The 19,475-nt window shown below is 50.3% G+C and carries 16 protein-coding genes; 8 read left to right on the top strand and 8 right to left on the bottom strand.

The window, feature by feature from the left end:
- Window positions 1-427: 427 nt before the first annotated feature.
- The 3 genes from pgsA to uvrY all read right to left on the bottom strand — a co-directional run bounded on the left by pgsA (window position 428) and on the right by uvrY (window position 3,551).
- Window positions 428-985, bottom strand: coding sequence for a CDP-diacylglycerol--glycerol-3-phosphate 3-phosphatidyltransferase (gene pgsA, locus KDD30_RS05600; protein WP_211647913.1), 558 nt, complete (start codon window positions 983-985; stop codon window positions 428-430).
- Between the two features lie 86 nt (window positions 986-1,071).
- Window positions 1,072-2,907 carry an excinuclease ABC subunit UvrC gene (uvrC, locus tag KDD30_RS05595; RefSeq protein ID WP_211647911.1) on the bottom strand — a complete coding sequence of 612 codons (1,836 nt, stop codon included), beginning with the start codon at window positions 2,905-2,907 and terminating at the stop codon, window positions 1,072-1,074.
- Window positions 2,907-3,551 (bottom strand): UvrY/SirA/GacA family response regulator transcription factor, encoded by a 645-nt coding sequence (gene uvrY, locus KDD30_RS05590; protein WP_211647910.1) that lies wholly within the window; start codon window positions 3,549-3,551, stop codon window positions 2,907-2,909. Before uvrY ends, uvrC begins: the two co-directional genes overlap by 1 nt.
- A 117-nt stretch (window positions 3,552-3,668) precedes the next feature.
- Between uvrY and KDD30_RS05585 the strand changes: the two genes are divergently transcribed.
- The 5 genes from KDD30_RS05585 (at window position 3,669) to guaD (ending at window position 10,614) form a co-directional block, all read left to right on the top strand.
- Entirely contained in the window at window positions 3,669-3,854 is a 186-nt protein-coding gene (locus KDD30_RS05585) for a hypothetical protein (protein WP_211647908.1), read from the top strand.
- A gap of 672 nt (window positions 3,855-4,526) precedes the next feature.
- Window positions 4,527-5,918, top strand: a complete 1,392-nt coding sequence (xdhA, locus tag KDD30_RS05580) for a xanthine dehydrogenase small subunit (RefSeq protein ID WP_249199276.1) — start codon at window positions 4,527-4,529, stop codon at window positions 5,916-5,918.
- A complete protein-coding gene (gene xdhB, locus KDD30_RS05575) occupies window positions 5,911-8,334 on the top strand; it encodes a xanthine dehydrogenase molybdopterin binding subunit (protein ID WP_211647905.1) in 2,424 nt (807 codons plus the stop codon). The genes xdhA and xdhB overlap by 8 nt, the downstream gene beginning before the upstream one ends.
- A 59-nt stretch (window positions 8,335-8,393) precedes the next feature.
- Window positions 8,394-9,239 (top strand): xanthine dehydrogenase accessory protein XdhC, encoded by an 846-nt coding sequence (xdhC, locus tag KDD30_RS05570; protein WP_211647904.1) that lies wholly within the window; start codon window positions 8,394-8,396, stop codon window positions 9,237-9,239.
- 25 nt (window positions 9,240-9,264) lie between these two features.
- On the top strand, window positions 9,265-10,614 hold the full coding sequence (gene guaD / locus KDD30_RS05565) for a guanine deaminase (protein ID WP_211647903.1): 1,350 nt from the start codon (window positions 9,265-9,267) through the stop codon (window positions 10,612-10,614).
- 262 nt (window positions 10,615-10,876) lie between these two features.
- Here the strand turns inward: guaD and hmpA are convergent, their stop codons facing one another.
- A complete protein-coding gene (gene hmpA / locus KDD30_RS05560) occupies window positions 10,877-12,049 on the bottom strand; it encodes an NO-inducible flavohemoprotein (RefSeq protein ID WP_211647902.1) in 1,173 nt (390 codons plus the stop codon).
- A gap of 113 nt (window positions 12,050-12,162) precedes the next feature.
- On the opposite strand from hmpA, the gene nsrR reads away from it, so the two are divergent.
- Window positions 12,163-12,594 (top strand): nitric oxide-sensing transcriptional repressor NsrR, encoded by a 432-nt coding sequence (gene nsrR / locus KDD30_RS05555; RefSeq protein ID WP_211647901.1) that lies wholly within the window; start codon window positions 12,163-12,165, stop codon window positions 12,592-12,594.
- 1,130 nt (window positions 12,595-13,724) lie between these two features.
- Here nsrR and KDD30_RS05550 read toward each other — a convergent pair.
- Genes KDD30_RS05550 through puuE form a run of 4 tightly spaced genes read right to left on the bottom strand, consistent with a single transcriptional unit; the run spans window position 13,725 to window position 17,036 of the window.
- Window positions 13,725-14,981, bottom strand: a complete 1,257-nt coding sequence (locus KDD30_RS05550) for a urate hydroxylase PuuD (RefSeq protein ID WP_211647900.1) — start codon at window positions 14,979-14,981, stop codon at window positions 13,725-13,727.
- A 47-nt stretch (window positions 14,982-15,028) separates the two neighbouring features.
- Window positions 15,029-15,574: an ureidoglycolate lyase gene (locus KDD30_RS05545; protein WP_211647899.1), complete on the bottom strand. Its 546-nt coding sequence runs from the start codon at window positions 15,572-15,574 to the stop codon at window positions 15,029-15,031.
- A gap of 20 nt (window positions 15,575-15,594) precedes the next feature.
- Window positions 15,595-16,110, bottom strand: a complete 516-nt coding sequence (gene uraD, locus KDD30_RS05540) for a 2-oxo-4-hydroxy-4-carboxy-5-ureidoimidazoline decarboxylase (protein WP_211649581.1) — start codon at window positions 16,108-16,110, stop codon at window positions 15,595-15,597.
- Window positions 16,111-16,112: 2 nt separating this feature from the next.
- Window positions 16,113-17,036: an allantoinase PuuE gene (puuE, locus tag KDD30_RS05535; RefSeq protein WP_211647898.1), complete on the bottom strand. Its 924-nt coding sequence runs from the start codon at window positions 17,034-17,036 to the stop codon at window positions 16,113-16,115.
- 393 nt (window positions 17,037-17,429) lie between these two features.
- Between puuE and uraH the strand changes: the two genes are divergently transcribed.
- Complete coding sequence (gene uraH / locus KDD30_RS05530; protein WP_211647893.1) at window positions 17,430-17,783, top strand: hydroxyisourate hydrolase; 354 nt, start codon at window positions 17,430-17,432, stop codon at window positions 17,781-17,783.
- A 277-nt stretch (window positions 17,784-18,060) separates the two neighbouring features.
- Entirely contained in the window at window positions 18,061-19,407 is a 1,347-nt protein-coding gene (locus KDD30_RS05525; RefSeq protein ID WP_211647884.1) for an NCS2 family permease, read from the top strand.
- Window positions 19,408-19,475: the final 68 nt, after the last annotated feature.

Below are 19,475 nucleotides of genomic sequence, written 5' to 3'. Positions count from 1 at the left end.
ATCACTGTACTTGGATAAACTGTCGGCTGAAGACATGGTGATCGGACGATCAAGGCTCAGTAATAATACTGCAATTGGGTAAGACAAAGCTGATTTGGGTAAGAGACGTTAAAATATTCACAGTTGGGTTCCTTCAATGATGCTCTTGCTTCCACGTCGCAAGAATGCATGATTAATGCCCTTCTACTGACAGCGCCAATCGCCGGCAGTACCTACGGATCGTCAACATGCAATCAGCCTGAATTCATGATGACGGATGAGTCTCAGATATGTTGCCCCCTGAGATTGCGCGAAAAATAACATACCGGGCTTTTCATTGCCAAGCAGAATTTGTGATTGAGTAAAAAAATTCATTCTCATGTGGCAATTTCAGAAAAAACAAAAGCGGCCTAAGCCGCTTTTATTAATCGGGTAGCGTATTGTTCTGTCACATGTTATCCGGATGAAGTAAATCACCTTTGGCGGCTTTCAGGTACAGATACATTGACCAGTAAGTCAAAATCGTCGCAATGTACAGTGAAATAAATCCGATGGTTTCAAGCAGCTCATTCGGGTGCCAGAGCAACATCACCAAGGCAAACATCTGAGACGCTGTTTTCACTTTGCCAACCCAGGACACAGCGATGCTGGAACGCTTACCCAGCTCTGCCATCCATTCTCTGAGTGCAGAGATAATGATTTCCCGGCCAATCATGGTCATTGCAGGAATGGTCACCCACACCGAGTGATAATGTTCAGTCACCAGCACTAAGGCTGCAGCGACCATCACCTTGTCGGCCACCGGGTCAATGAATGCCCCAAATCTCGAAGCCTGATCCAGTTTGCGGGCAAGATAACCGTCAAACCAGTCCGTAATCCCGGCAATGGTGAAAATGAGTGCAGTCGCGAAGGGTGACCAAGCGTAGGGCAAATAAAAGGTAATCACGAAAAATGGGATGAGCACCAGCCTGACGAAGCTCAGAATATTCGGAATTGTTAAGCGCATATTGTTCGTTCTTATGTTTGACGTATTGTGACTGCCTGTCGCCGAAATCCACTCGGTGAAAAGCAGTCCCTTAGGGTGCCGCAAAGCTAGCCGTGTTGCAATGCGTCATATATCTTTTCGGCCAGAGATCGGCTAATACCCGGCACTTTTTCAATTTCTTCCTTGCTGGCGCGTTTCAGCTCCTGCAGTCCCCCCATATATTTCAACAGTGCCTGCCGGCGTTTCGGACCAATCCCCTCAATGCCCTCCAGCGTACTTTGCTTCCGTACTTTACCGCGTTGCGCCCGGTGACCGCTGATTGCGTGGTCATGGCTCTCATCCCGGATATGCTGAATCAAATGCAATGCAGGCGAATCGCTCGGCAATGAAAATTCTTCACCAGAAACCAGTAACAAGGTTTCCAGTCCCGGTTTACGGGTTGTGCCTTTGGCAACCCCCACCAGCAACGGTCTTTTTGGCCAGTCTGACGTGAGCGGGCTGACAACCTCATGCGCACGTGACAACTGTCCTTTGCCGCCATCGATAAAAATAATGTCGGGGATTTTATCCGGATCCAGCTGTTTGCTGTAACGACGGTGCAGTACCTGCCCCATCGCCGCATAGTCATCTCCCCCGGTGATTCCGGTAATGTTAAACCGACGGTATTCCTGTTTGACCGGACCTTCCTGATTGAAGACCACACAGGAAGCAACCGTCTTTTCCCCCATGGTATGGCTAATGTCAAAACATTCCATACGGGAAAGTGAATCCAGTCCCAAGGTTTCGCGCAATTCTGTCACGCGCTGGTGAACCGTCATCTTGTGATTCAGTTTACTGATGAGCGCGGTTTGGGCATTGGTCTGCGCCAGTTTCAGATAGCGGGCGCGATAGCCCCGTACCTGAGACCGGAGCGTCACCTTACGCCCGGCAACTTCTGTCAACGCTGCGGACAGACTGTCAGATTCTTCACCCAGTGACTCCCCCAGCAAGATCAGCGATGGGATCACCCGCCCTTCAGCCTGATTAAAATAGAACTGACTGATAAAGCTGGTGATGACTTCCGTCACATCGGTCTCTGCTGGCATCCGGGGAAAATAACTGCGGCTGCCGAGCACTTTACCCTGACGAATAAAGAGCGCGTGGATGCAGGCCATGCCTTTGTCCTGCGCAATGCCAATCACATCCAGATCGTCTTCACTTTCCTGACTGACAAACTGCTGCTCCAGCACCCGACGCAATGCCTGAATCTGATCCCGGTAGCGTGCAGCTTTTTCGAAGGCCAGTGCAGCACTGGCGGCTTCCATTTTTTCCACCAGCGTATGGACAACCTGCTGGTCTTTCCCCTGCAAAAACAGCCGGACGTAATTCACCTGCTCGGCGTATTCATCATCACTTACCAGACCTTTCACACAAGGTCCGAGGCAACGGCCAATCTGATACATCAGGCAGGGACGGCTGCGGTTGGCATACACCGAGTCTTCACACTGGCGAATCGGGAAAATTTTCTGCAGCAGATGCAGGCTCTGACGCACCGCGCCCGAGTCCGGATAAGGGCCAAAATATTCCCCTTTCCGTTTCTTTGCACCCCGGTGGACAGAGAGTCTGGGGTGATGCTGACCGCTCAGGAAAATGTAAGGGTAGGATTTATCATCCCGTAACAAGACGTTGTATTTGGGAAGATACTGTTTGATGTAATTGTGCTCAAGAATCAGAGCTTCTGTTTCTGTATGCGTGACCGTGACATCAATCTTTTGAATGTTACGGACCAGTGCACGGGTCTTTTCGCTGGAAACCTGAACACGAAAATAGCTTGATAAGCGCTTTTTTAAATCTTTCGCTTTTCCAACATAAATCACTTCACCGGCCTGGTCGTACATCCGATATACGCCAGGCTGGTTTGTGACTGATTTCAGAAAGCTTTTTGCATCAAAGGTGTCGGACACTACAACGTCTCTGTGTCTAGCATGCCATGACGAATTGCAAGGTGGGTCAGTTCCACATCACCACTAATATCCAGCTTATTAAATAACCGGTAGCGGTAACTGTTCACTGTTTTGGGGCTCAGATTCAGTTGCTCTGAAATCTCAGTCACTTTTTGCCCTTTGGTGATCATCATCATGATCTGTAATTCACGCTCAGATAAATCCTTAAATGGATTTTCTGCACTCGAAGAAAACTGGCTCAATGCCATTTGCTGCGCAATTTCCGGTGAGATATAACGCTGACCGCTGTTGACCGTACGAATCGCGTTGACCATCTCATCAGCGCCAGCGCCTTTAGTCAGATAGCCGCAAGCACCAGCCTGCATCACTTTGGTCGGGAACGGATTTTCAGTATGGACCGTTAACACAATAATTTTTACATCCGGATTCACCCGGAGAATTTTGCGCGTTGCTTCCAGACCGCCAATACCCGGCATATTCATATCCATCAGGATAATGTCGGCATGTTCGTTTCGACACCATTTTACGGCGTCTTCACCACTGATGGCTTCCCCTACCACTTTAATACCACGGACATCTTCTAAAAGACGTCGGATCCCTGTGCGAACCAGTTCGTGATCATCTACAAGGAATACATTAATCAAGCTGTATCTCCGATATGATTTGGCTCTGCACCCTGCCGGAATTGGCGGGATAACTTTTGCTGATAGTACCGAATTTTGTCTGAACTTGGAATCGCCATTGCTGACTGTTGATGCGCCATGGCACAAGATTTAATCAGTGTCATTGCGCTCAAAGTCAAGCAACAAAAACAACTTTCAGCTGTTCAATCAAAACTTTACCCGGACAGTCACATAAGAAACAGTGCAGAAAAATATTCAGTTTTATCCGGTGTTATAATCCACCCGGATGAAAAACACCATGCTATCAATCATTCATCGCAATGATGATTTCATCATGAATTATCCACTAATTTTGTGTGGTAAAAAAAACGCTTCACAAGTCTCTTTATATCAATGACCCACCCCTCAGAGCAATCAGGAACAACATGTGTCAGTATCAACCGTTCCTGAGTCCAGCAAATCAGCTGCTTTCTGCTCTCTTCAGTTTAGCTCAGTCCTTGTTTCATACTGCGAGTGAGCGCATCAAAAAAGCCTTTCAGATCACAGAGTATTCACATTCTTTTCAGCAAAGAGAAACATTAAACAATACTCTTTAAAATCATCAACTTAAATTAAAATCATCGCAAATTGAACGCCAGCAGAAACAACACAATTCACTAAAAAGAACTAGAATTTACAGAGGTTCTCACTGTTTTATTGATGACAACAATATCAATCCAATACGATGCAACCTAATTTACAACATTTCGAAACAAATTGACTACAGAAAAATATAAACAACTGTTTAAAAATCAATCAAATCATTGATTGATAGGCATTAAGTTACTTTTTCCATGCATCTGATGTCATCACAATGCATTAACATGAAAAGTTGACTAAAGAGTCAAGTAAATCCAGAATTGACTCATAGGTCAGATCATGAGCCTGTGAGGAGGTCACTTGATTACGTTTTTGCTAAACCAGGAAGTTCGGGAAGAAGAACATCTCTCCCCCAACATGACGGTACTGAATTACCTGCGTACCCATGTTCATAAAACAGGCACCAAGGAAGGCTGCGGCTCCGGGGATTGCGGCGCATGTACCGTCGTGCTGGGCGAGCTTGTCGATGGCAAGCTGCAATATCGCTCGGTCAATTCCTGCCTGACTTTTGTTTCTTCTCTCCATGGGAAGCAGTTGATCACCGTTGAAGATCTGCAGTCGAAAGACAAGCAGCTTCACCCGGTTCAGCAGGCCATGGTGGAATATCACGGTTCACAGTGCGGCTACTGTACGCCGGGCTTTATTATGTCGATGTTTGCCCTGAGCAAAAATAAACCGGCTGCCGATAAAGAAGATGTCATGGAAGCGCTGGCCGGAAACCTGTGCCGCTGTACGGGCTACCGCCCGATTGTCGATGCTGCCCTGTCACTGAGTCAGGAAGCACAACTGATGGATCAGTTCTCTGCTCTGGAACAGGAAACCGTTGCCAGACTGTCAAAAATCAATCTGTCCAATGCCACTTTGAAACACGACGGCCAGTATGGTTTCTCACCGACATCCTCAGAAGAATTGGCGAACCTGCTTCTGACCCACCCGGATGCACGGATGGTTGCCGGTGGCACCGATCTGGCTCTGGAAGTCACTCAGTTCCACCGTCCGATTGATAAGCTGATTAACGTTGGCCTGATCAGTGATATGAAGATCATGACAGAGACGGAAAGCAGCATCGAAATTGGTGCCAACCTGCCGATTTCTGACTGCTATGCCACACTTGAAAAGTACTATCCGGATTTCGGTGAATTACTGCATCGCTTTGCATCACTACAGGTGCGAAATCAGGGCACGCTGGGCGGTAATATTGCAAACGCCTCCCCGATTGGTGACAGCCCGCCGCTGCTGATTGCACTGAATGCACACATCGTGCTTCGTCGCGGCAATGACCGCCGCACCATGCCGCTGGAAGATTACTTCATCAGCTATAAAATCACGGCGCAGCAGCCCTCGGAATTCATTGAAAAAGTGATTGTGCCTAAGCCAGTCATCGGCAGCGATTTCCGTGCCTATAAACTGTCGAAGCGTCTGGACGACGATATCTCGGCGGTGTGTGGTGCATTCAACATCTCCCTGAGTGATGACGGCAAAGTTGCCGATGCACGCATCGCATTTGGCGGGATGGCTGCCGTCCCCAAACGTGCCGACAGCTGTGAAGCGGCACTGGTTGGCAAGCCATGGAATCTGGCAACGGTGAAACAAGCAATGGCAGCGCTGGCGGAAGACTTTGAGCCACTGTCTGACTTCCGTGCCAGCAAGGAATACCGTGCACTCACGGCTGCCAACATGCTGCACCGTTTCTATCTCGAACAACAGTCCAACGGCCAAATTGAAACAAGGGTAACTGCTTATGTCTAGTCATCACCAGAATCCATTGAGTCACGATGAAATGGTGGCGAAATTCGCGCAGGATCTCACCACTGGCGTTGGTAAAAGCGTGAAGCATGACAGCGCAACAAAGCAAGTGACCGGTGAAGCCATTTACATTGACGACCGGCTGGAATTTCCGAACCAGCTGCACGTCTATGCCCGTACCAGTACGTATGCGCATGCAAAAATTACCAAGCTGGATGTCAGCCCTTGTTACGCGTTTGAAGGCGTTGCGATCGCGATTACCAGCAAAGATGTACCGGGACAGCTGGACATCGGACCCGTGCTGCCGGGCGATCCACTGCTGGCTGATGGCATCGTAGAATTCTACGGCCAGCCGGTGATTGCCGTCGCAGCAGATGACATGGAAACCGCGCGTAAAGCCGCTCAGGCGGCCATCATCGAATACGAACCACTGGAAGCCGTATTGGATGTTGAAGAAGCGCTGGCGAAAAAACATTTCGTGTCCGGCAGCCACCAGCACAAACGGGGCGATTCTGAAAACGCGCTGTCAACCGCCAAGCATGTGCTGGAAGGTGATCTGCACATCGGTGGTCAGGAGCATTTCTACCTGGAAACTCAGGTCAGCTCCGTGATGCCGACTGAGGATGGCGGGATGATCGTCTATACCTCCACACAGAACCCGACAGAAGTTCAGAAGCTGGTTGCCGAAGTACTGGGTGTGCCGATGCATAAAGTCGTCGTGGACATGCGTCGTATGGGCGGTGGTTTCGGCGGGAAAGAAACGCAGGCTGCCAGTCCGGCGTGTCTGGCCGCTGTGATTGCCCGACTGACCGGTCGTCCGACGAAGATGCGTCTGCCCCGGATGGAAGATATGACCATGACGGGTAAACGCCACCCGTTCTATAACCAGTACAAAGTTGGTTTTGATGACAATGGCCGAATCCACGGCATTGATATTACCGTGTCGGGGAACTGTGGTTATTCCCCTGACCTGTCGAACTCCATTGTTGACCGGGCAATGTTCCACTCCGATAACGCGTATTATCTGGGGGATGCAACAGTGACCGGGCATCGCTGTAAAACCAACATTGCTTCAAACACCGCATACCGTGGCTTTGGTGGCCCTCAGGGCATGATGACCATTGAGCACATCATGGATGAGATCGCACAGTATCTGGGTAAAGATCCGCTGGATGTCCGTAAAGAAAACTACTACGGCCATGAAGATCGCAACGTCACCCACTACTACCAGACCGTCGAGGATAATTTCATCCACGACATTACTGAGCAGCTGGAAGCCAGCAGTGAATACAAAGAGCGCCGTCAGGCCATCGCAGCGTTCAACAAAACCAGTCCGATTCTGAAGAAAGGTCTGGCACTGACACCGGTTAAATTCGGGATTTCCTTCACGGCAACCTTCCTGAACCAGGCGGGTGCACTGGTACACATTTATACCGATGGCAGTATCCACCTGAACCACGGCGGGACCGAAATGGGTCAGGGCCTGAACACCAAAGTGGCGCAGGTTGTCGCGGAAGTCTTTCAGGTCGATATTGACCGGATTCAGATCACGGCAACGAATACGGATAAAGTCCCGAACACTTCGCCGACTGCCGCATCCTCTGGTGCCGATCTGAACGGTAAAGCGGCGCAGAATGCCGCACTGACCATCAAGCAGCGCCTGATCGATTTCGCATGCAGTCATTTCAAAGTGACTCCGGAAGAAGTCGTCTTTAAAAATGGCATGGTTCAGGTCCGCGAGAACTTACTGTCTTTTGAAGAACTGATCCAACAGGCCTATTTCAATCAGGTCTCACTGTCGAGCACAGGTTTCTACCGCACGCCGAAGATTTACTACGATCATGAGAAAGCCCGGGGCCGTCCGTTCTACTACTACGCCTACGGCGCAGCCTGTGCGGAAGTGGTGCTGGATACGCTGACGGGTGAGTACAAAATTCTGCGCGCAGACATCCTGCATGATGTGGGTGCATCCCTGAACCCGGCCATTGATATCGGCCAGATTGAAGGTGGATTCATTCAGGGTGTTGGCTGGCTGACCACAGAGGAACTGATCTGGAACGATCAGGGCCGCCTGATGACCAGTGGCCCGGCAAGCTACAAGATTCCGGCCATTGCAGATATGCCGATTGATTTCCGCACCCAGCTGCTGGAAAACCGCAGTAACCCGGAAGACACCGTCTTCAACTCGAAAGCTGTGGGTGAGCCTCCGTTCATGCTGGGGATGTCCGTTTGGAGTGCAATTAAAGACGCCATCCGTGCTGTCGCAGAACCGGGGACACTGGTGAAACTGGATACGCCAGCCACACCGGAACGTGTGCTGTGGGCCATCAATGAAGTACAGCCTTCACAGGCGCAACCTTTCCTGAGTCGCAGAAAAAATGCGCCAGAGAAAACAGCAACACCGGAAAAAACCCAGTAAACCGCTGGCATAGCAGTAACTGGCGGGTCTCCCCTGACCCGCCTGATGAGGAAAGCGCAATGTTTAAAGACAACTGGATTCATGCTCTGGCGGAACTTGATCAACGGGGAGAACCTTGTGTCATGGTGACGGTTCTGGCCGAACGGGGCTCTGTTCCGCGGGATGCCGGGACCAAGATGCTGGTGACCCGACATGAGATCATTGCCACTATTGGTGGCGGTCATCTGGAGCACAAAGCCATCAAGATGGCCCGTGAAATGCTGCTGACCGGTGATCGTCATCCCAGAGTGGAGCACTTCAATCTGGGTGCCAGACTCGGCCAGTGTTGTGGCGGTATGGCCACACTCAGCCTGGAACCCATCGGGCAGCAACAGCATCATCTGGTTTTGTTTGGTGCCGGTCATGTTGCCAAAGCCTTGATCCACATTGTCAGTACATTGCCTTTCCGCGTGACCTGGATCGACCAAAGAGACAGCGAATTTCCTGCCGAGCTGCCACTGGGTGTGACCAAGCTGGTCTCTGACGATCCGGTCGGCGAAATCCGGGATATGCCGAAAAACATCTATTACCTGGTCATGACTCATAACCATCAGTTGGATTTTGAGCTGGCGAGAGAAATTCTCAACAGAAATGATATGGCATATTTTGGCATGATAGGGTCGCTGACCAAGCGGAAGAAGTTTGATTATCGACTGTCACAGCGCGGCTTTGACGACGCCACCGTGCGTCGGATGGTCTGCCCGATAGGGATTGATGCGGTGAAAGGCAAGCACCCGGCTGAAATTGCCGTGTCGGTTGCCGGCGAACTGATCGCCCATTATCAGGGCGCGCCCATTGCGGATAAACGTGAAGCCGACGCTGCTGCCACAGCATCTGATGACAACCTCGATCATCAAGTCGCCTGATCGCGATAAAACGAAGGATATTGAAATGACAACACAACGCACAGCGTATCGCTCCGCGATTTTACACAGCATTGACGACCCGCATGAAGTGGGCCTTGAAAACAGCTTTGAGTTTTTTGAAGACGGCGTTCTGGTTGTCGAAAACGGCCACATCATCGATTTAGGCCCTGCGGAGGCCGTTCTAGCTCGCCAGCCCGATTCACTTACGGTGACGGAATATCAGCATAAACTCATCACGGCCGGATTTATTGATACTCATATCCATTATCCGCAAACCGGGATGATCGCCTCTTACGGCGAACAATTGCTCGACTGGCTGGAAAACTACACCTTCCCGGAAGAGCTCAAGTTTAAAAACCCGGTGTATGCCCGTCAGGTGGCCAACATTTTCCTGAATGAACTGGCAAGTAACGGGACAACGACCGCGCTGGTTTTCGGCACCGTGCATAAAGAATCCGTCGACGTTTTCTTTGAAGAAGCACAGAAACGTAAACTGCGGATGATTGCCGGGAAAGTCCTGATGGACCGCAATGCACCGGATTATCTGACCGATACGCCAGAATCCGGTTATCAGGATTCGAAAGCCCTGATCGAAAAATGGCACAAGACAGACCGCCTGCTCTATGCCGTGACGCCCCGTTTCGCGCCCACGAGCACAGACGAACAGCTTGCGACTGTTGGTCAGTTACTGGAAGAGTACCCGGATGTGTACATGCACACCCACCTTTCTGAAAACAAAAAAGAAATCGACTGGGTGCTGGAGCTCTTCCCGGATCGAGACACCTATCTGGATGTTTACGACCATTACAAGCTACTCAAAAAGCGGGCTGTGTTTGCGCATGGCATACATCTGACTGACTGCGAATGTCAGCGTCTGGCAGAAACCGGTTCTGCGATTTCATTCTGTCCGACGTCAAACCTGTTCCTCGGCTCGGGTTTGTTTAACCTGCCAAAAATGGAACACCACGGCGTGCGCGTCGGTATGGGAACCGATGTCGGTGCAGGCACCAGCTTCTCGTTGCTGCAGACCATGAGCGAAGGTTACAAAGTGCTGCAATTGCAGCAGCAAAAACTACACCCGTTCAAGTCGCTGTATCTGGCAACTCTGGGCGGTGCGAAAGCGCTGTATCTGGACGATAAAATCGGCAACCTGGAACCCGGAAAAGAAGCTGATTTCGTGGTTCTGGACCTGCATGCAACGCCACTGATGTCCTTCCGGATGCAACAGGCGAAAACGCTGGAAGAACAACTCTTTGTGCTGATGAGTCTGGGTGATGACCGGACGGTCAGCAAAACCTTCGTCTACGGCGAAAAAGCCTATGATGTCGAAGCGCCAACCGAACCAGAAATGGTAACGAAGAAAAAAGCGAGCTAAAAACTCGCGTCTCCACAATGCGTCTATCCTTGCCCGTCCCCCGGTATTCACGTCTCAACCGCCGAGGACGGGCGTTTTTTATCTGCTCAACGCAGAAAATTATACCAATCAAAGTCAGTCAATGATCAGAAATAGCGCAGAACAAATGTTTGAGAACAAGGCAGATTTTTTAGATCAGTCGTCATTCTACGATCAAAAAATCTAACGCAGTGATCGAACATTAGAACAAGCTAGGATGACCAGTGATTGACTGCGATTGGTATTACAACACCTGATGCGGCCCGAAACACTCATAGTGCATTTGCGACGTGCTGACACCCTTTTCCTGTAGCTGTCTGGCAATGAATTGCATGAACCCAACCGGACCACAGAAATAAAAATCGGTCTGTTGCCAGTCAATCGTGCCTTCAAGCTGTGTCAGATCAATCAAGCCTTCGAAATCAGCCTGAACCCCCTGAGGCTCACGGTACCACACGTGACGAGTCATCTGCGTTGATGCCGCCGTCAAAGCTTCCACATGCTTCTTAAATGCATGATGCTGATGGTTGTCTGCCGCATGTAACCAGTGAACCGGGGCCTGATGGGCCTCCTGCAACGACTCAAGCATCGACAGCATCGGGGTCAGACCGACACCTGCAGAAATCAGTGCAACGGGTTTTCGGGCATCCGAACGGAAGAAGAAATCACCGGACGGTGGCGCAAGCTGTACTTTATCGCCGACTTTCAGGTGATCGTGCAGATAAGCCGACACACGTCCCTGCGATTCGCGCTTCACAGAAATCCGATACGTCTTCTGCTGAGGTGCACCCGACAGGCTGTACTGACGAATTTCCTGATATTCAAAATGTGCGGGTTTGAGGTAAATACCGATGTACTGGCCGGGCTGGTACGCCGCAACAGGCTGGTCATCCGTGGGCATCAGTTCAAAGCTGGTAATTCCCTCGCTTTCCCGCGTTTTGGCAACCAGTTCAAATTCACGCAATCCGCGCCAGCCACCGGTTTTAGACTCACTTGCCTGATAAATCGCTTCTTCCCGGTCAGTAAAGACTTTCGCCAGAACACCGTAAGCCTCTGCCCAGGCATCCAATACGGCCTGACCCGGTGCAAACATCTCATCGATAGTGCCCAGTAAATGCTCGCCAACAATGGCGTACTGCTCGGCAGTGATATTGAAACTGGCATGTTTCTGCGCAATTTTTTCAACCACAGGGAGCAAGACTTCCAGGTTATCAATGTTGGCTGCATAGCCGTACACCGCGTTAAATAACGCTTCTCGCTGACGACCACTGTCCTGATGGGTCAGATTGAAAATGTCTTTAAGCTCAGGGTGATGGGTGAACATCCGGTCATAAAAATGAGCGGTAAGTTTCGGGCCGGTTTCGGCCAGCAGCGGTGCGGTAGATTTCACGATTTCAATGGTGTTCTGACTCAGCATAGTGACTTCCTTAAAACATGTATCTGTAATGCATGTTTTAAAGTTGTATCTGAAATATATCTTTCAGTCAATAAAGGAATTACAATGCCCTTCGAACGAAATGAGGGAAAACCGTGCAACTGACCAACTTTACCGACTATGGCCTACGGGCACTGATCCTGCTTGGATCCTTGCCAGACGGGGAATTAACCAGCATCACTCACGTCAGTGAGACTTTTGCTGTGTCCAGAAACCATATGGTGAAAATAGTCAATAAACTGGGTCAGTTGGGCTATGTGAAAACAGTCCGCGGGAAAAACGGGGGAATCTGTCTGGCCAGGCCAGCCGGAACCATCGTGATTGGCCAGGTGGTTCGTGATTTAGAACCACTGCAAGTCGTGAATTGCGCACCGGAGTTCTGTCACATCACCCCGGCCTGCCGTCTGAAAAACCATCTGGCCAGAGCCAAAGAAGCCTTTCTGGCTGAACTGGACGAATGCACCATTGCCGATATGCTGACCGACAATGATGCATTGTTGATATTGTTGGCGCGGCCGCTGGATTGAACAACCCCTTCGAACATCAGATGAGGCTTGAGAGTGATTCATTTTCATGACTCATTGTTGTTGCCGAATCATCTCAATAATAAATTCTTCTGGTGTTTCAAACTCTGTGATTGATGGATTCCCGCCTGCCGGGAATGACGAATTCTGGATACATTCGATGTGTAGTGATCTATTACAAAACATGATTTTCGATTCTGAAACTCATATTAAATAAACAGATAACACTCTAATCTTTTATTATTAAAACAGCAGACAACACCCTGAAAACTCATCATTCAAACAGACAAGTGAATTTTTTAAAGATCGTCATTCCCGCGCAGGCGGGAATCCAGTGACGTTGATGCGATGGAGCCTCGTCTAAGTGCTGTGAACGATGCTACAGAATGGCCTGAACCATGTTGTGATTCAATCTGTTCAATGACGATTTCCGTGTACTTTTAACTCGGCGCCCTATGGATTCCCGCCTGCGCGGGAATGACGAAATTGAGTGTTGTCGGTGTGAGGGAGTGTTGCTTGAGAAGCATGATTTTTCCCTTCAGTTTTAATATCTTACCACAAGATAAAATGCCAAACCCTTGTCATTCCCGCGCAGGCGGGAATCCAGTGACGTTGATGCGATGGAGTCTCGTCTAAGTGCTGTGAACGATGCTACAGAATGGCCTGAACCATGTTGTGATTCTATCTCTTCAATGATGATTTCCGTGTACTTTTAACTCGGCTCCCTATGGACTCCCGCCTGCGCGCAATAATGAAATTGAGTAAATTCAATGCGTGGTGATTTCATTGAATCACAAGTCACAACACATCCCCTTTTATCCAGCAAGGGCCGTTCGAAACCACAAAAAAAGCCCCGATACAACACGTATGGGGCTGGTCACATATTATGGATTGATATGTAAAGGAGATGAGTCGCCGTCACTCCCGGACTGCTGCCTACCCCGAACCCATTCAGATTGCCATCTGTGTGAATCGATTCGTTGTATGCCGCCTGACTGCAGTCACAGGAAGTTCAGGCAAACGGACTATCATACCAATCGCAGTCAATCATTGGTCATCCTAGCTTGTTCAAATGCTCGATAACTGACTGACTTTGATTGGTATAACAGGGGCTTTCGCCCCCGAGGGGAACACTAGAGTTGCGCGCCCTGCTTCACCCAGGTGCCAATGAGCTGACGCTCATCATCTGTCATCTGAGTCAGGTTACCCAGTGGCATCACTTTCGTTTGTACCGACTGGGCCACAATGCGTGGCGCATTCACTTTAATTTCTTCCGGTGTATCCAGAATCACACCTGCAGGCGCTGTGGTAAAGGCGGCGTGCGTCGGCTGAGCCGAATGACAAACCGTACAACGCTCCTGAATCACATCATTGACCTGAGCAAAACTGACGCCCTGCGCTGCTGCTGGCTGCGCTGAAGCCGTTGTGCCCTGCTCAGCCTGTGATGCCGTTGACTCAACCTTCGCTGAAGGCGTCGCAGTTTCACCCATTTTGCTTGCGTATGGGGAGGTCACAAATGCCAGTGCAATCATGCCCAGCGCGGCCAGCGGCATGGTCCAGGCATATTTCTGGCTGCCATGACGGGTGTTAAAGTAATGGCGAACCAAAATACTGAACACGGCCAGACCAGCAAGAATCAGCCAGTTGTACTCCGACCCGTACGTGCTTGGAAAGTGGTTACTGATCATGATGAACAGCACCGGCAGCGTCAGGTAGTTGTTGTGACGTGAGCGCAGCAGACCTTTCGCAGGCAGTACCGGATCCGGTTCGCGGTTTTCTTCAATCGCTTTCACCAGGCCACGCTGAGCCGGCATAATTACGAAGAAAACATTTCCGACCATGATGGTCCCGATGATTGCACCCACGTGGATGTAAGCACCCCGGCCACTGAAGACCTGGCTCAGACCATACGCCGCGCCAACCAGTGCGAAGAACAGAATGATCCCCAGCAACATCGGTTTTTTACCGAGCGCGGAGTCACACAGCAGGCTGTAGATAATCCAGCCGGCAGCCAGCGCACCGACACCCAGAGCAACCGATGCCGTTGCTCCCAAACCGGAACCCGGCGCAACCAGATAGATATCGGCATTCAGGTAGTACACGACGCCCAGCAGAAGAACACCGGTAATCCAGGTGAAGTAAGCTTCCCACTTAAACCAGTGCAGGTTTTCCGGCATGCTTGGCGGTGCCAGCTTATATTTTTCGAGGTGGTAGATACCACCGCCGTGAATGGCCCATAAATCACCAGACAGGCCGGTTTTCGGGTTGACACGGTTCAGGTTGTTTTCCAACCAGACAAAGTAGAATGAGGCACCAATCCATGCGATACCTACAATCATGTGAATCCAGCGGATTACCAGATTCAGCCATTCCGTCATATGTGGATCCATAACGAACTCCTGTTATGTTATGCGTTCTTTGATTGCTCTCTGGCTTATCAAAGTACGACGGTTGATGCTTCCTGCTCTAAACTGCTCAGTGATAATTCGATACGGACATCGTCAGAAAAGTACACTTCATCGCAGTTATTGCCGGGTCCTGAACGATCGACGACTAAAAACTGGTCGTTCTCGTGCAGTGCCAGCACCGGGTGGTGCCAAACCCCTTTTCCATAATTCACGCCCTGACGTCCATTACTGTAAAACGCCTTAAGCTGAGCGGGGTCTGGTGTTTCCCCTGCCGGGGCCACCAGGATCAGGTACGGATTGCCCAGTAAAGGAATGAAAGCCTGAGAACCCAGTGGATGACGCTCCATCATCGCTATCCGCAACGGATAACTGAGTGGCTGGGCCTCGAAGATACTGATGATTGCAGAGCCACCTTCTTCTGCGACATCCACATTCGCCATCGCATGGTAACGTCGGGTCGACCCATTATTGATCATAAAGTAGTCACTGACTTCTTTATCAATCACATCACCAAAAGGGGCAAAGGCTTCGCGTGTCAGCGGTTCAATCGTCAGTTGTCTCACGGGAGTACTCATCCTTTCTCTTCCTGTTCGGGTTACATTGTCTGCAGGCGGAACAAAGCGATCTTATTGATCTCTTTCAGCGCCTGATTGAACTCAGCGTCAATTTCATGACCTAATCGCTCCTCAAACGACTCAAGGATTTGATAACGATTGGCCCCTTTCACAGCCATGATGAAGGGAAACTGAAACTTTGCTTTGTAGCTGTCGTTATAACGATTGAATTTTTCAAATTCTTCTGCGGAACACTGATCAATCCCTGCACCGGCCTGCTCAGAGGTCGAAGCTTCCGTCAGTTCACCATTCATGGCTGCACGGCCGGCTAAATCCGGGTGTGCATTGATCAGGGCCAGTTGTTCTGTTTTGCTGGCAGACAGCAAGACATCGGCCATGCGGGCATGCAGTGTGCTGATCTCGTCATCAGCTTCGTTGATGCCATTGTCATACACTTTTTCCGCCACCCATGGGCTGTGCTCGTACACATCCGCAAAATGCGAAACAAAAGCTTCCCGGCTCATTTGGCTCGGCTGGCAAGACGAAAAACGTGCCATCATTAATACTCCTTCATACTTGGGTGCGGGTGATGCTCGTGCCAGTGCTTGGCAATATCAATTCTTCGGCACAGCCAGACGTTGTCGTGCTGTTGCACATAATCCAGAAAACGGCGCAGTGCAGCGATCCGGCCCGGGCGGCCAATCAGGCGGCAGTGCAAACCCACAGACATCATTTTGGGTGCGGTCGCGCCTTCTTCATACAGGGTGTCAAAGGTGTCTTTGAGATAGTTGAAGAACTGATCGCCGGCGTTGAAGCCCTGAACCGTTGCGAAACGCATGTCGTTCACGTCCAGCGTGTAAGGGATCACCAGCTGTGGTTTTGGCCCCTCTTCATGCCAGTATGGCAGGTCGTCATCATAGGCATCGGAGTCATACAGGAAACCGCCTTCCTCTGCGACCAGACGACGTGTATTCGGCCCGGTACGGCCGGTATACCAGCCATAAGGACGCTCACCGGTCAGATTACGGATGATCTCAATCGCTTTCATCATGTGATCCCGCTCTGCGGACTCATCCATGTTCTGATAATCAATCCAGCGATACCCGTGGCTGCAGATTTCATGGCCAGCATCGACAAAGGCTTTCGCCACATCCGGATGACGTTCCAGTGCCATAGCCACACCAAAAATCGTCAGCGGCACATCATATTCTTTAAACAGGCGCAGAATACGCCACACGCCTGCACGGCTGCCATATTCATAAATAGATTCCATGCTGATATGACGCTGACCCGGAAAAGGCTGTGCGGCTGGAATCTCAGACAAAAATGCTTCTGACTCGCTATCGCCGTGTAGAATGCAGCGTTCTCCACCTTCTTCATAGTTGAGAACAAAAGAGACTGCGACGCGGGCGTCATTTGGCCACCGTGGGTGCGGAGGCACAGCACCGTAGCCGATCAGATTGCGTGGATACTCATTACTCACACATGACTCCTTTAGATCCTAATTGGTCTTCTTCCTGACCATCTGATAATCAATTTATAACAGCGATTGTATACAATATCCAGAATTTTTGTAAATAAAATGTACCTAACATTTTTTGTGAACAATCAAAAAAAGTTAAATGCTTGTTATCTATAGATAGGTTTCTTTAAGATCAATATCTTAATGACATACTATACGCGACAAGGGCTTAGAACACCTAACTTCCGAGTTAACATTTCGGTTACACGGGCCTTTACTAATCGACAAAGTTGTGTACATAGTTAAATACAATGTGACGAACTGATAACGAATCACACATCGACGGCATACAATAAGTATGCAAAACGTCATCCATATTCGTACAACTAAGGAGCGCAACGCGCGAGGTTATCCATGGGAAAACTGACTACTCACGTGCTTGATACAGCCTCAGGCTTACCTGGAGCAGAAATCAAAGTTTCTCTGTACCGCCAGGAAGGCACAGATTTTGTTTTGGTGAAAACCGTTCATACCAACGCTGACGGCCGAACCGATCAGCCAATTCTGGAAGGCAATGCCCTGACATCTGGTAAATATCAGCTGATTTTTGACACAGCCGAATATTTTCGTCAGCAAGGTGTCGAGCTGGCGTCCGTGCCTTTCCTGGATGATGTGGTGATTCGGTTTGGTATCGCAGATACCGGAAGCCACTACCATGTGCCGCTGCTGGTTTCTCCGTACAGCTTCTCCACATACCGGGGCAGCTGATCCAAAACAGAACGAAAGTAGTAAAAACAAGGTTTCCGGTGCTGAGGTCAGATGCAGTCTCGGAAACCAGACAAGAGAGTTTGAAGTTGTATACAAAAGTGCAGGCTAATTCGTAATCACTTCAGAAACCATGTTGTCTCGGGCAGTCATCGCGCCAGAGGGATTTCAGTAAGTGACGGCCTGGAAGATAGAGGGAAGCCCTGATTCATTTGTGCAGTTGGATATACCAATAATTACCAGCACACAGCAGTTTCAGGCACAAAAAGGAAGCGTCGTCATGAACAATACCAAAACAGAAACGCTCAGCCGTTCTGAAGCCGGCCCGGTTTCACTGATAGAGCGCCTGTTTCAACTCAAAGCTCACGGCTCCAATGTGAGAAACGAGATCGTCGGTGGGATAACAACCTTTGCCACCATGGCTTATATCATTTTCGTGAACCCACAGATCATGTCGGCCTCAGGCATGGATGCTGAAGCAGTCTTCGTCGCCACCTGCATTGGTGCCGCGATTGGGACACTCCTTATGGGTCTGTTTGCCAACTGGCCCGTCGGTCTGGCGCCGGGGATGGGCCTGAATGCCTTCTTCGCCTTCACCGTCGTTGGGGAGATGGGTTACAGCTGGCAGGTCGCACTCGGCGCTGTCTTTATTTCCGGTATTCTGTTTGTCGCGATGAGTTTCTACAAAGTCCGCGAATGGATTATCGAAAGTATTCCTGAAAGTCTCCGATTTTCAATGACGGCCGGTGTCGGTCTGTTCCTGGGCCTGATCGGCCTGAAAACAGCGGGGATTGTCGTCGACAGTCCGGCAACACTGGTCAGCCTGGGTGATTTCACTCAGCCACAAGCGCTGCTGGCCGCCATCTGTTTCCTGATCATCGCAGTCCTGAGCGAGCGAAAAATCTTCGGTGCCGTGCTGATCGGCATGTTCAGTGTGACCTTAGTCGGCTTCCTGCTGGGCCTGGTTCAGTACAACGGTGTTGTTTCCATGCCACCAAGTCTGGCACCCACCCTGTTTGCCATGGACATCACCGGCGCCCTGAATATTTCAATGATCAGCGTGATTCTGGCTTTCCTGTTCGTCAATATGTTTGATACCGCAGGCACCCTGATGGGTGTGGCAGAACGTGCGCATCTGCGCAATAAAGAAACCGGTCGGATTGAAGGTCTGAGCAAAGCCCTGAAAGCCGATAGTATCGCCAGCGTCGCCGGTGCCTGTGTCGGCTGTCCTCCAGTCACCAGTTATGTCGAAAGCGCCGCTGGTGTGGCGGCAGGTGGCCGTACCGGTCTGTCTGCGATCGTGATTGGTCTGCTGTTTGTCGCTGCGATCTTCTTCTCGCCACTGGCAGGGATGATCCCGTCCTACGCAACCGCAGGTGCGCTGATCTACGTCGCATTCGTCATGATGGGCAGTATGCAGCACGTGAAATGGAACGATTTCACCGATGCCGCTCCCGCAGCGATCACCGCGCTGATGATGCCCCTGACGTTCTCAATCGCAAACGGCATCGCACTGGGCTTTATCACCTACACGGTTCTGAAAGTCGCAACCGGCCGGACCAAAGAAGTCTCCATCAGTATGTATATCCTGACGGCAATCTTTGTCGCCAAGCTGGTATACCTCTGATTCTAAAACAATAAACAGCAACGATTTTGGTGCACACCTCTTCTGTCAACGATACAGAAGCGGGTCCC

It is taken from the genome of Photobacterium sp. GJ3 (genome assembly GCF_018199995.1).
In the GTDB taxonomy this organism is placed as follows: domain Bacteria; phylum Pseudomonadota; class Gammaproteobacteria; order Enterobacterales; family Vibrionaceae; genus Photobacterium.
Note: the sequence above shows the minus strand (reverse complement) of the source record. Positions and strands in the feature narration are given on the sequence as shown.

Bases quoted from the DNA above. Each gene is read 5' to 3' on its own strand.
- pgsA (WP_211647913.1), bottom strand. From the start codon at position 985: ATGCGCTTAACAATTCCGAATATTCTGAGCTTCGTCAGGCTGGTGCTC.
- xdhA (WP_249199276.1), top strand. From the start codon at position 4,527: ATGACGGTACTGAATTACCTGCGTACCCATGTTCATAAAACAGGCACC.
- guaD (WP_211647903.1), top strand. From the start codon at position 9,265: ATGACAACACAACGCACAGCGTATCGCTCCGCGATTTTACACAGCATT.
- xdhC (WP_211647904.1), top strand. From the start codon at position 8,394: ATGTTTAAAGACAACTGGATTCATGCTCTGGCGGAACTTGATCAACGG.
- KDD30_RS05525 (WP_211647884.1), top strand. From the start codon at position 18,061: ATGAACAATACCAAAACAGAAACGCTCAGCCGTTCTGAAGCCGGCCCG.
- hmpA (WP_211647902.1), bottom strand. From the start codon at position 12,049: ATGCTGAGTCAGAACACCATTGAAATCGTGAAATCTACCGCACCGCTG.
- uraD (WP_211649581.1), bottom strand. From the start codon at position 16,110: ATGGCACGTTTTTCGTCTTGCCAGCCGAGCCAAATGAGCCGGGAAGCT.
- xdhB (WP_211647905.1), top strand. From the start codon at position 5,911: ATGTCTAGTCATCACCAGAATCCATTGAGTCACGATGAAATGGTGGCG.
- KDD30_RS05545 (WP_211647899.1), bottom strand. From the start codon at position 15,574: ATGAGTACTCCCGTGAGACAACTGACGATTGAACCGCTGACACGCGAA.
- uraH (WP_211647893.1), top strand. From the start codon at position 17,430: ATGGGAAAACTGACTACTCACGTGCTTGATACAGCCTCAGGCTTACCT.
- KDD30_RS05550 (WP_211647900.1), bottom strand. From the start codon at position 14,981: ATGGATCCACATATGACGGAATGGCTGAATCTGGTAATCCGCTGGATT.
- KDD30_RS05585 (WP_211647908.1), top strand. From the start codon at position 3,669: ATGGCACAAGATTTAATCAGTGTCATTGCGCTCAAAGTCAAGCAACAA.